Raw genomic sequence first — 12,540 nt, forward strand, 5'->3', positions numbered from 1 at the left:
GGGGTCACCGGGGTCACCGGGCGGGAGAACCGGGGTGGATGACATGAGGCAACGCTAGGCAGGACCCCGGACACAACCTCCGGCAGCGGGTTCTGCCAGAGCTGACCGCTGCGAGGGCGGCGTGGAGCGCGTCGACTGCGTCCGGCATCCGCCCGCCCGCGGGACCGCGACCGGCCGCGGCTCACCGGGACAGGGGCCGGGCTGACACCGCGGCTCCGGGAGCAGCACCCCGACCGTCGGCCGGGCGTCAGACGGGCGAGACCCACCCGGTGTCGGCCGCCCACACCTGCATCCGCGGCCGGGCGACGTCGGAGAACCACGGTTCCTTGGCCTCGGAGTAGTCCGGACGCAACGGGTTCAGCAGGGCGACCCGTCGCTTCTCGGCCTCGTACTCCCGTCTCGCGGCGTCGTCGGCACGCAACCAGTCCCGGAACAGCAGGGCATCCCGCGCCCCCGGCGAACCGGCCACCCGGACGTGCAGGTGGACGGGACGCGCCGGATCGGCACCGCCGTGCAACCGCTTCTGCCAGGTGCCGCCGCCTTCGAGCCCCGCGCCACCGCCCTCGAGCCCCGCGGCGACGTCTGCGAGCCCGACACCTCGGTCACCGCCAGCACCGCCAGCACCGCCAGCACCGCCAGCACCGCCAGCACCGCCAGCACCGCCAGCGTCGGCACCAGCACCGGCACCGGCACCGGCACCGGCACCGGCACCAGGATTCGGCGCGTCCGACCACACCCCGGGCACGGGCGGGAACCCGGCGTCGGTCAGCTCCTCGGCCAGCGCGTCAGCGGTGGACAGGTCGGCCACCACCAGCTGCAGGTCGAGCACGTCCTTGGCGGCCAGGCCGGGCACGGCCGTGGAGCCCACGTGCTCGACGGACACAGCCCGCTCCCCCGCCACCCGGCGGAGGCGGGCGACGAGCCGACGTCCGGTCGCCGCCCAGCCCGGGTCGGGCGGGAGCAGCTCCACGAGCCGGCCGGCCGGCACCCGGCGCCCAGCGCGCACGTTGGCCTCGAACGGGACGAGACGTTCCCGCCACAGCGCGTCGACCGCCACCAGCAGGTCGTCCTCGGCGGCCGTGTTGTCCAACCAGACGTCCGCCGCCGCCCGCCGGGCCGGGTCGTCCGCCTGCGCGGCGACGCGTGAGCGCGCCTCGGCCTCGGTGCTGCCGCGCTCCGCGACCAGCCTCCGTACCCGCTCCTCGACGTCCGCGTGGACGACCACGGTCAGGTGGTACCGGTCCTCGTAGCCGAGCTCCACCAGCAGGGGGACGTCGTGCACGACCACCGCGTCCGGAGCCGCACCAGCGAACCGCTGCTCCGTCAGGGCCCGGATGCGCGGGTGGGTGATCGCCTCCAGCCTCTGCCGGGCGCCGGGGTCCCCGAAGACGACCCGGCCGAGCGCGGGGCGGTCCAGGCTGCCGTCGTCGGACAGGACCCGGTCCCCGAACGCGGCGACGACCTCGGCCAGGCCCTCGCTGCCGGGGGCCACGACCTCACGCGCGAGCAGGTCGGCGTCGACCACGACGGCGCCGTGGCCGGCCAGCCGCCGGGCCACCGTCGACTTGCCGGAACCGATCCCGCCGGTCAGACCCACCCTGAGCACGGCGAGAGTGTGGCACGACGGAGGCCCGCCCCCTGCTGGGGACGGGCCTCCGTGACGTGCGACCTGGCGGCCAGGGCCGCTCAGGGGTGGTGCGGGGCGCCTGTCAGCGACCGGTGAGCTTCTCGCGCAGCGCGGCGAGCGCCTCGTCCGAGGCGAGGGTGCCGCCGCCGGACTGCGAGTCGTCGTCGTCGCCACCACTGCTGAAGGAGGACGAGCTGCCGGTGCTGCTCGAGCTGGAGCTGCTCGAGCTGGAGGTGCTGGCCGGGGTCTCCGAGGTGGCGGACTCGAGCTCGGCCTTCTGGGCCGACACGACCTGCTCCTTGTGAGCCTCCCAGCGCTTCTGCGCCTCGGCGTACTGCTTCTCCCACTCGGCCTGCTGGGTCTCGTAGCCCGGGAGCCACTCGCCCGTCTCGGGGTCGAAGCCGTCCGGGTACTTGTAGTTGCCCTGCTCGTCGTACTCCGCGGCCATGCCGTAGAGCGTGGGGTCGAACTCGGCCGACTCGTCGGCGATGCCGCCGTCGTTGGCCTGCTTGAGCGACAGCGAGATCCGGCGACGCTCGAGGTCGACGTCGATGACCTTGACGAAGATGTCGTCGCCGACCTGGACGACCTGCTCCGGGATCTCCACGTGGCGCTCGGCCAGCTCGGAGATGTGGACCAGGCCCTCGATGCCGTCCTCGACGCGGACGAACGCGCCGAAGGGGACCAGCTTGGTGACCTTGCCGGGCACGACCTGGCCGAGGCCGTGCGTGCGGGCGAAGTGCTGCCACGGGTCTTCCTGGGTGGCCTTCAGCGACAGGGAGACGCGCTCGCGCTCCATGTCGATGTCGAGCACCTCGACCGTGACCTCCTGGCCGATCTCGACGACCTCGGTGGGGTGGTCGATGTGCTTCCAGGACAGCTCGGAGACGTGCACCAGGCCGTCGACGCCGCCGAGGTCCACGAACGCGCCGAAGTTGACGGTCGAGGACACGACACCGGTACGGATCTGACCCCGGGCCAGCTGCTTGAGGAACGAGGTGCGGACCTCGGACTGGGTCTGCTCGAGCCAGGCACGGCGGGACAGGACCACGTTGTTGCGGTTCTTGTCCAGCTCGATGATCTTGGCCTCGAGCTCCTTGCCCACGTAGGGCTGGAGGTCGCGGACGCGACGCATCTCGACGAGGGAGGCGGGGAGGAAGCCACGCAGGCCGATGTCGAGGATGAGCCCACCCTTGACGACCTCGATGACGGTGCCGGAGACGACGCCGTCCTCTTCCTTGATCGTCTCGATCTTGCCCCAGGCACGCTCGTACTGCGCGCGCTTCTTGGACAGGATGAGGCGGCCTTCCTTGTCCTCCTTCTGGAGGACCAGGGCCTCGATCTCGTCGCCGACGCTGACGACCTCGTTGGGGTCGACGTCGTGCTTGATCGAGAGCTCGCGGCTCGGGATGACACCCTCGGTCTTGTACCCGATGTCGAGGAGGACCTCGTCGCGGTCCACCTTGACGATGGTCCCGGAGACGAGGTCGCCGTCCCCGAAGTACTTGATGGTCTCGTCGACCGCTGCGAGGAAGTCCTCGGCGCTGCCGATGTCGTTGATCGCTACGATCGCGACGCGGGAGCTGCTCGCAGGTGCAGTCGTGGTGGTGGTCATGAAGTAGGGGCTCCGGCTGATGGATTAGTGGGGATCTCTCGCGCACGGGCGTGCACGCCAGCAGACTACTGACCCCGTTGGCCGAGGGCAACGCGGCCCCCACGGCGCGCGCCCCCCGGACCGGCACCCGGGGGCGTGACGGCGGTGGGTCCGTCGGTGGCAGTCTCGTGCGGGTGAGCGCCGGCCTGGACGACAGCACCGACCACACGGCCCACCCCGACCGGGCCACCCGCGCCAACCGCGCCTGGTGGGACGCGGAGGCCGCCGCCTACCAGCAGGAGCACGGGCGGTTCCTGGCCGGGTTGCGGGGTGCCGCTGCCGGGGACGGAGGGCCCGCGACGACCGGCACGACCGCGACACCCACCGGGACGACCGGGACGCCGACGCCGGCCGACCTGCCGGCCCGCCTGGTCTGGTGCCCGGAGGGCCTGGACGAGGAGGACGCCCGGCTGCTCGGTCCACCGGGTTCGCTGGCGGGGCGCCGGGTCCTGGAGGTGGGCGCCGGGGCGGCGCAGGGCAGCCGGTGGGTGCAGGAGCAGGGCGGGCTGCCGGTCGCCCTCGACCTGTCCGGGGAGATGCTGGCGATGCGGGCCCGCCCGGGAGACCACGCCGTCCCGGCGCTGGTCGCCGACGCCGGCCGGATCCCCCTCGCGGACGACGGCGTCGACCTGGCCTTCTCGGCCTTCGGCGCGCTGCCCTTCGTGGCCGACGCCGGGGCCGTCCTGGCCGAGGTGGCGAGGGTGGTCCGCCCCGGCGGGCGGTGGGTGTGCAGCACCAGCCACCCCTTCCGGTGGACCCTGCCCGACGACCCGGGCTGGAACGGCCTCACGGTGGGCATGTCCTACTTCGACCGTCGGCCCTACGTGGAGCACGACGAGGACGGACGGCTGCAGTACGCCGAGTTCCACCGCACCGTCGGGGACTGGGTGCGGCTCGTCCGCGCCGCAGGCCTGGTGCTGGAGGACGCGGTCGAGCCGGAGTGGCCCGACGGCCTGGAGGACGTCTGGGGCGGCTGGTCGCCGCTGCGTGGGGAGTACGTCCCGGGGACGCTCATCCTCAGCTGCACCGTCCGCTGAGCAGCCCGGTCGCGGCCGGGGGACGCCAGGACGGACCCGGCCGGGCCCCCCACCCGCTCAGTGGGCGGCGTCGAACCAGGAGCGCCCCACCCCGACGGACACCTCCAGCGGCACCGACAGCTGCGCCGCGCCCGCCATCTCGGCCACCACGAGCTCCTTCACCTGCTCGAGCTCCCCCGGGGCCACCTCGAGCACGAGCTCGTCGTGGACCTGCAGGAGCATGCGCGAGCGCAGCCCGGCGGAGTCGAGCCGGTCCTGCACCCGCAGCATGGCGACCTTGATCAGGTCGGCGGCCGAGCCCTGGATCGGGGCGTTGAGGGCCATCCGCTCGGCCATCTCCCGCCGCTGCCGGTTGTCGCTGGTCAGGTCCGGCAGGTAGCGACGACGGCCGAGCAGCGTGGCCGTCCAGCCGTCCTTGCGGGCCTGGTCCACCACGCTGTGCAGGTAGTCCCGGACCCCGCCGAACCGTTCGAAGTACTCGTCCATCAGGCCTCGGGCCTCGTCGACGGGCACCCGCAGCTGACGCGACAGGCCGAAGGCGCTGAGCCCGTAGGCCAGCCCGTAGCTCATGGCCTTGACCTTGGAACGCATCTCGTTGCTGACCTGCTCCGGCTCGACCTGGAACACGCGCGAGCCCACGAACCGGTGCAGGTCCTCCCCCGCCGTGAACGCCTCGATCAGGCCCTCGTCACCGGACAGGTGCGCCATGATCCGCATCTCGATCTGGGAGTAGTCGGCGCTCATCAGGCACTCCAGCGGCCCGTCGGCGTCGGAGCCGACCACGAAGCCGCTGCGGATCCGGCGCCCCTCCTCGGTGCGGATCGGGATGTTCTGCAGGTTCGGGTCGGTGGACGACAGCCGGCCGGTCGCCGCGATCGTCTGCTGGAACGTGGTCCGGATCCTGCGGTCCTCGGCCACCGACGCCAGCAGCCCCTCCACCGTCTGCCGCAGCCGGATGGCGTCGCGGTGCTCCAGCAGGTGCAGCAGGAACGGGTGCTCGGTGCTGGCGTACAGGTCCTGCAGCGCCTCGGCGTCGGTGGTGTAGCCGGTCTTGGTCCGCTTCGTCTTGGGCATGCCCAGGTCCTCGAAGAGCACCCGCTGCAGCTGCTTGGGCGAGCCGAGGTTGATCTGCTCGTCGATCTCCGCGTACGCCAGCCGCGCAGCCTCGGACACCCGCACGTCGTAGTGCTCCCGCAGCCCCTCCAGGTGCTCGACGTCGACGGCGATGCCCGTGCTCTCCATCCGCACCAGCACCCGTTCCAGGGGCAGCTCCAGGTCGGCGAGCAGGGCCGTCCCCTCGCGCTCCTCGAGCTCGGCCAGCAGCACGGCGTCCAGCTCGGCCACCGCCGACGCCCGGATCCCGGCCCGCATGTCACGCCGGGCGCGCGCGGCCAGCACGAGGTCCTCGGGGCTCTCCTCGGCCGCGGCGGCCTCCGACTCGTCCAGGCCCAGGCTCAGCTGCTCCTCGACGGGGACGTCCTCGGTGGCCGGCTCGGCCGTGACCAGGGTCCGCCCCAGGTGGCGCACGGACAGGTCGGCCAGGTCGTAGGAGCGCTGGTCGGGCCGGCACAGGTAGGCCGCCAGCGACGTGTCGCCCGCCGGCAGCCCGGCGATGGCCGACGCCAGCCCGCGGGCCCCGGTCGTGCCGTCGTCGCTCACGTGCTCGGCGCCGTCGTCGCCCGGCCCGTCGGGCGAGCCCTGCCCCGTGGTCGCGGGGTCGTCGTCGGCGGCGTCCTCGGCCACCTGCGCGAGCCCCCGCGCCCAGGCCGCCCGGGCCAGGGCGTGCAGCTGCGGCTTGGCGTCGTGCAGGACCAGCTCGGGTCCCGTGGGCGAGGCGACCCAGCGCAGCAGGTCGGCCACGTCGAGCACCGCGACGGACCCGTCGGGCGCCGCGACCGCGACCCCGTCCAGCGCCGAGGGCGCGGTGGGGTTGCCGGGACCGACGAGGTCCGCGGCCAGCACGACCTCGGCCCCCACGCGGGCGCCGGCGGGGACCGCGGCGGTCCAGTCCGCCACCTCCTGACCGCTCGGGCGGGCCACGTCGATGGTGAAGCCGCCCGTCACCTCCGGCTCGTCGTCGTCGAGGGTCTCGAAGAGCCGGTCGCGCAGGACCCGGAACTCCAGGCCGTCGAACACGGTGTGGATGGCGTCGCGGTCCCACGCCCCCCGCTCCAGGGTGTCGACCTCGACCCCCAGCGGCAGGTCGTCGACCAGGCGGTTGAGACGACGGTTGCGCTCCACGTCGGACAGGTGGGCCCGCAGGTTCTCCCCCGCCTTGCCCTTGATCGCGTCCGCCGCCGCGACGACGCCGACCAGGCCGTCGTACTGGGTGATCCACTTGGCCGCGGTCTTGGGCCCGACGCCCGGCACCCCCGGCAGGTTGTCGCTGGTCTCGCCGACCAGGGCGGCCAGGTCGGGGTAGCGCTCGGGCGGGATGCCGTACTTCGCCTCTACCGCGGCCGGCGTCATCCGGGTCAGCTCCGAGACCCCCCGGACGGGGTAGAGCACCGTCACGTGGTCGTCCACCAGCTGGAACGCGTCCCGGTCCCCCGTGACCACCAGGACGTCGTGCCCGGCCGCCCGCGCCTGCTTGGTCAGGGTGCAGATGACGTCGTCGGCCTCGTAGCCCTCGGCGGTCACGATGCTCACGCCCATCGCGCCCAGGACCTCGCGGATCAGCGGGATCTGGCCCGGGAACTCCGGCGGCGTCACCGAGCGGCCGGCCTTGTACTCCGGGTACTCCGCCAGCCGGAACGTCTGCTTGGACACGTCGAACGCGACCGCGAGGTGCGTCGGCGCCTCGTCCCGCAGCACGTTGATCAGCATCGACGTGAAGCCGTAGACCGCGTTGGTGGTCTGCCCCGTCGAGGTCGAGAAGTTCTCGGCCGGGAGGGCGTAGAAGGCGCGGTAGGCGAGCGAATGACCGTCGACGAGCAGCAGGCGTCCCACGGCGGCAACCCTAGGCTCTGGGGGTGACCGACTCGTCAGACCACCCGGCCGACCGCTCCCGCAGCGAGCTGGACACCGTGCTCGCCGCCGTCCCCGGCACGCTGATCGAGCGCCTGGGGATCCAGTTCGTCGAGGTGTCCGCCCAGCGGCTCGTCGCGACCATGCCCGTGACGGGCAACACCCAGCCGTACGGCCTGCTGCACGGCGGCGCGAGCGTCGCGCTGGCCGAGACGCTGGGGTCGTTCGGCGCCATGCTGTCGGCCGGCGAGGGCCGCATCGCGGTCGGCCTGGACATCAACGCCACCCACCACCGGGCCGCCCGGTCCGGCCTGGTCACCGCCGTGGCGACGGCGCTGCAGCTGGGCCGCACCGTGGCCAGCTACGAGGTGGTGGTGAGCGACGACGAGCAGCGACGGGTGTGCACCGCCCGCATCACCTGCCTGCTCCGGGACGCGGTCCCCGGTTCGTCCGGCTGAGCGCGCGGTGACGCTGTTCATCGGTGCCGGGACGGTCCTCAACGTCCTGACCGTGCTGCTCGGCGGCACCGTCGGGCTGCTGCTGGGCTCCCGCCTGCCGGAACGGGTGCGGCTGGTCGCGATGGACGCCCTGGGCCTGGGCACGCTGTCCATCGCCGTGCTGTCGATCCTCGACGTCACCTCCCCGGAGCTCACCGACGCCGTCGGCCCGGGGGCGGCCCTCGTGGTCATCGGCTCGGCCCTGCTCGGCGGCATCATCGGGGCCCTGCTGCGGGTGGAGTCCCGGCTGGAGCAGCTGGGGCACGTCCTGCGGGCGGTGCTGCTGCGGGGCCGGGCCGCCCCGGAGGCAGACGGGGACACCGAGGCGCACGGCAGCACCGACGCCGGGTCCCGGACCGCCCGCGGCGACACCCGGTTCGTCGAGGGGTTCGTCACCGCGTCGCTGGTGTTCTGCGTCGGGCCCCTGACCGTGCTCGGCTCGATCAACGACGGGCTGGGCCGTGGGATCGACGAGCTGGCCGTGAAGTCGCTGCTCGACGGCGTGGCGGCCGCGGCGTTCGCATCCGCGCTCGGCTCCGGGGTGCTGCTCAGCGCGCTGTCCGTGGCGGTGGTCCAGGGCACGCTGACGCTGGTGGGGTTCCTGCTCGGCGACCTGCTGGACGCCGCCCAGGTCGCCGCGCTGTCGGCGACGGGCGGCCTGGTCCTCCTGGGGGTGGGGCTGCGGCTGCTGCGGCTGCGCGACGTGCCCGTCGGGGACCTCCTGCCGGCCCTGGTCGTGGCTCCCGTGCTGGTCGCGGGGGTCGGCGCGTTCGTCACGTGACGTCGCAGGACCACAGCGTGAGCACGCAGCAGGACGTTCCGGGCGCCGGGTTACTTTCCGATGTCGTTTCGGCGTCGCGGGGTCCCAACCCGCACTTTCTGTGGCTAGGGTTCGGCGGTCACTCCCGCTGAGACCCAGCGAGGGTGGCCCCTGCCGCAACACCCTGCCGACCAACGGAGGAACGAGGGTGCGTCATATTTTCGCGCTCGTCGGGCTGATCCTTGCCCTGACCATCGCCGGCCCCGCCGCAGCGCTGCAGCCGGTCACCAGCACCGCACCACCGCCAGACGTGCTCGCCGCGAGCGCTCCCCCCGAGGACGGCGAGACGATCAACGTCCGCGTCCGTGACGACGAGACCCGCGAGGACGTGGCCGGTGTCGACGTCACGGTGTCCTTCGAGGGCGAGGTGGTCGGCGAGGGGACCACGGACGACAGCGGCGTCGCGAGCTTCCCGGTCGCGCAGACCGGCGAGTACGAGATCGAGCTGGACCTGGAGACGCTCCCGGAGGAGCTCGCCGACCTCGGCGTGGCGGAGAACCCGTTCACGACCACCGTCGAACCAGGCACCCCTCGCACCGTCGCGTTCCGGCTGCAGGCCGGCCTCGGCGACGGCGACGCGCTCATCGACGTGCCCGGAGCCGGCTTCTTCGCCGACATCCCCTGGCGCCTCGCGCCCCAGTACGCCGTGTCCGGGCTCCGCTTCGGCCTCATCCTCGCGCTCGCCGCGATCGGCCTGTCGCTGGTGTTCGGCACCACGGGCCTGACCAACTTCGCCCACGGCGAGCTCGTCACCTTCGGCGCGCTCACCGCGTACGGGCTGCACGTCGTCGCCGGGCTGCCCCTGCTGGTGGCCGCCCCGTTGACGGTGCTGCTCGCAGGTGCGTTCGGCTGGTTCCAGGAGACGTTCATCTGGAGGTCGCTGCGCAAGAAGCAGGTTGGTCTGATCGCGATGATGATCTTCTCGATCGGTCTGAGCTTCTTCCTGCGCTACGGGATGCTCTACCTGTTCGGCGGGCAGACGGTCTTCTACCGCGACTTCAGCGGGCAGGCGGGCATCCCGATCGGCTCGGTCACCATCCCGCCGTCGCACATCTTCAGCATGGTGCTGTCGGTGATCGTCCTGCTGGCCTTCGCGTTCTCCTTGCTCTACACCAAGACCGGCAAGGCGACCCGGGCGGTGTCGGACAACCCGGCGCTCGCCGCCGCCAGCGGCATCGACGTCGACGGCGTCATCCGCATCGTGTGGATCGTCGGCACCGCGCTCGCCGGCCTGTCCGGTGTCCTGTTCGGCCTGACCCAGGGCATGAACTTCCTGCTGGGCTTCCAGATCCTGCTGCTCATCTTCGCGGCGGTCGTGCTGGGCGGTCTCGGCACGGCGTTCGGCGCCATGCTGGGCGCGGTCATCGTCGGCCTGCTGATCGAGCTGAGCACGCTGATCATCCCGGCCGAGCTCAAGAACGTCGGTGCGCTCGCCGTGCTGATCATCATCCTGCTCGTCAGGCCACAGGGCCTGCTCGGGCGAAGCCAGCGAGTCGGCTGAGGAAGGGACTGACATGGACTTCGGGAGCATCCTCAACACGGCCCTGGCGAACATCCTCGGCATCGACACGATCGTCTTCTGCCTGGCCGCCATCGGGCTCAACATGCACTTCGGCTACACGGGCCTGCTGAACTTCGGCCAGGCGGCGTTCGTGGCCATGGGCGCCTACGGCGTCGGCATCACCGTGACCTACTTCGACGCACCGCTGTTCCTGGGTGTGCTGGTCGCGGTGGTCGCGGCCACCGTCCTCGCGCTGCTGCTGGGTATCCCCACGCTGCGGCTGCGGGCGGACTACCTGGCCATCGCCACCATCGCGACGGCGGAGATCTTCCGCTTCGTGGTGCGCTCGAGCACGTTCGACACCTACACGGGCGGCTCGAACGGCATCAACGGCATGGCGCGCGAGTTCTACGCCATGAACCCGTTCCCCGAGGGGACCTACGGCTTCGGCCCGTGGGAGTACAGCGAGCGGGGCCTGTGGATCCGGGTGGTCGGCGTCGCGCTCATCGCGCTGTCGCTGCTGGTGACCTGGCTCCTGGTCCGCAGCCCCTGGGGCCGGGTGCTCAAGGGCATCCGCGAGGACGAGGACGCGGTCCGCAGCCTCGGCAAGAACATCTTCGCCTACAAGATGCAGGCGCTGGTCCTGGGTGGCGTCATCGGCGCCCTGGCCGGCATCGTGCTGAGCCTGTCGCGCGGGTCGGTCCAGCCCGACAACTACGCCACCCAGCTGACGTTCCTGGCCTACACGGCCCTGCTGCTCGGTGGCGCGGCCCGGGTCATGGGACCGGTGCTGGGTGCGGTCATCCTCTGGGTGACGCTGTCGCTCACGGACACGGTCCTGCGCGGCGCCGTCGGCGCCGGTTACATCCCGACCTGGCTCATGGACGGCGTGCAGGTCGGTCAGATGCGTTTCATCCTGGTGGGGCTGGCGCTCATGCTGCTCATGACCTACCGCCCACAGGGAATTCTCGGCGACCGGAGGGAGCTGGTGCTCGATGCCCGCTGACCAGACGAACACAGGCCCGGAGCGCTCGGGCAGCACCGCTGTCCCGCAGGACGAGGACGCCGCCGGGACCGGCTCGACGGTGGCGGTCGACCAGGTCGGGGCCGGCACCGCCTACCGCGACCGGGCCACCGCGGCCCTGCTCGACGTGCCCCGGGTCCCCGGGGCGAAGAAGCCGGACCCGATCCTCGTGGCCGACAACGTCGTCCGGCGCTTCGGCGGCCTCACGGCCGTCGACGTCGAGCACGTCGAGATCCAGCGCAATGCCATCACCGCGCTCATCGGCCCCAACGGGGCGGGCAAGACCACGCTGTTCAACCTCCTCACCGGTTTCGACTCCCCGGACGAGGGCGTGTGGACCTTCGACGGGCAGAAGTTCTCGAAGCTCGCCGCCCACAAGGTCGCCCGCAAGGGCATGGTCCGCACGTTCCAGCTCACCAAGGCCCTGTCGCGCCTCACGGTGATCGAGAACNGTTCAACCTCCTCACCGGTTTCGACTCCCCGGACGAGGGCGTGTGGACCTTCGACGGGCAGAAGTTCTCGAAGCTCGCCGCCCACAAGGTCGCCCGCAAGGGCATGGTCCGCACGTTCCAGCTCACCAAGGCCCTGTCGCGCCTCACGGTGATCGAGAACATGCGGCTGGGCTCGCAGAAGCAGCGCGGGGAGGGCATGCTCGCCGCCCTCTTCAAGCCGCTGTGGGCCGGCGAGGAGCGCGAGATCACCGAGCGCGCGGACGAGCTGCTCAAGCGGTTCAAGCTCGACGCCAAGCGGCAGGACTTCGCCGGCTCGCTGTCCGGCGGTCAGCGCAAGCTGCTCGAGATGGCGCGCGCGCTCATGAGCAAGCCGCAGATGGTCATGCTCGACGAGCCGATGGCCGGGGTGAACCCCGCCCTGACGCAGTCCCTGCTCGGCCACGTCAAGGACCTGCGCGAGCAGGGCATGACCGTGCTCTTCGTCGAGCACGACATGGACATGGTCCGCGACATCTCCGACTGGGTGATCGTGATGGCCCAGGGCAAGATCGTGGCCGAGGGGCCGCCGGAGTCGGTCATGGCGGACCCCGCCGTCATCGACGCCTACCTGGGTGGGCACCACGACGCGTCGCTGGACGCCGCGCCGCTGGAGGAGATCGACCCGGGCCACCACTACACGCACAGCACGGACGCGGACGCAGCCGGCACCACCGGCCGTACCGGACCGACGGAGGTCGACAAGTCATGACCGAGTCCCCCACCACCACCGGTGCGACCGCCCCGACCGGCGGGTCGACGGTCATCGGGCGTGACGACCACCTGCGCGGCGCCGAGAACGCGGTCCTGCGGGTCGACGAGCTGGTCGCGGGCTACCTGCCCGGGGTCAACATCCTCAACGGCACGGACCTGTACGCCGCACCGGGCGAGCTCGTCGGCATCATCGGTCCCAACGGGGCCGGCA

General features: G+C 72.2%; 8 protein-coding genes and 2 pseudogenes. 7 read left to right on the top strand and 3 right to left on the bottom strand.

All coding sequences use genetic code 11. The features are described from left to right. Nucleotides 1–247: 247 nt before the first annotated feature. Nucleotides 248–1,606: a dephospho-CoA kinase gene (coaE, locus tag ACR80Q_RS17995; RefSeq protein WP_435379035.1), complete on the bottom strand. Its 1,359-nt coding sequence runs from the start codon at nt 1,604–1,606 to the stop codon at nt 248–250. Nucleotides 1,607–1,709: 103 nt separating this feature from the next. Further along, on the bottom strand, nt 1,710–3,242 hold the full coding sequence (rpsA, locus tag ACR80Q_RS18000) for a 30S ribosomal protein S1 (RefSeq protein WP_435379036.1): 1,533 nt from the start codon (nt 3,240–3,242) through the stop codon (nt 1,710–1,712). 173 nt (nt 3,243–3,415) lie between these two features. On the opposite strand from rpsA, the gene ACR80Q_RS18005 reads away from it, so the two are divergent. Continuing rightward, nucleotides 3,416–4,318 carry a class I SAM-dependent methyltransferase gene (locus ACR80Q_RS18005; RefSeq protein WP_435379037.1) on the top strand — a complete coding sequence of 301 codons (903 nt, stop codon included), beginning with the start codon at nt 3,416–3,418 and terminating at the stop codon, nt 4,316–4,318. 57 nt (nt 4,319–4,375) lie between these two features. Here the strand turns inward: ACR80Q_RS18005 and ACR80Q_RS18010 are convergent, their stop codons facing one another. After that, nucleotides 4,376–7,267 carry a DNA polymerase I gene (locus tag ACR80Q_RS18010; RefSeq protein WP_435379038.1) on the bottom strand — a complete coding sequence of 964 codons (2,892 nt, stop codon included), beginning with the start codon at nt 7,265–7,267 and terminating at the stop codon, nt 4,376–4,378. A gap of 23 nt (nt 7,268–7,290) precedes the next feature. On the opposite strand from ACR80Q_RS18010, the gene ACR80Q_RS18015 reads away from it, so the two are divergent. The 6 genes and pseudogenes from ACR80Q_RS18015 to ACR80Q_RS18040 form a co-directional block, all read left to right on the top strand. After that, the gene (locus tag ACR80Q_RS18015; RefSeq protein WP_435379039.1) at nt 7,291–7,743 is read left to right on the top strand and encodes a hotdog fold thioesterase; all 453 of its coding nucleotides are present in this window, start codon (nt 7,291–7,293) and stop codon (nt 7,741–7,743) included. Between the two features lie 7 nt (nt 7,744–7,750). Beyond that, nucleotides 7,751–8,563, top strand: a complete 813-nt coding sequence (locus ACR80Q_RS18020; protein ID WP_435379040.1) for a DUF554 family protein — start codon at nt 7,751–7,753, stop codon at nt 8,561–8,563. A gap of 187 nt (nt 8,564–8,750) precedes the next feature. Then, a complete protein-coding gene (locus ACR80Q_RS18025) occupies nt 8,751–10,103 on the top strand; it encodes an ABC transporter permease subunit (protein WP_435379041.1) in 1,353 nt (450 codons plus the stop codon). Between the two features lie 13 nt (nt 10,104–10,116). Then, nucleotides 10,117–11,109, top strand: coding sequence for a branched-chain amino acid ABC transporter permease (locus tag ACR80Q_RS18030; protein ID WP_435379042.1), 993 nt, complete (start codon nt 10,117–10,119; stop codon nt 11,107–11,109). Nucleotides 11,110–11,245: 136 nt separating this feature from the next. Further along, nucleotides 11,246–12,327: pseudogene (locus tag ACR80Q_RS18035) on the top strand (ABC transporter ATP-binding protein). Further along, a pseudogene (locus ACR80Q_RS18040) lies at nt 12,324–12,540 on the top strand (ABC transporter ATP-binding protein); the annotation flags it as partial. The pseudogenes ACR80Q_RS18035 and ACR80Q_RS18040, both read left to right, overlap by 4 nt.

The sequence above is a fragment of the Aquipuribacter aurantiacus genome (assembly GCF_051216895.1).
Taxonomy (GTDB): Bacteria; Actinomycetota; Actinomycetes; order Actinomycetales; family JBBAYJ01; genus Aquipuribacter.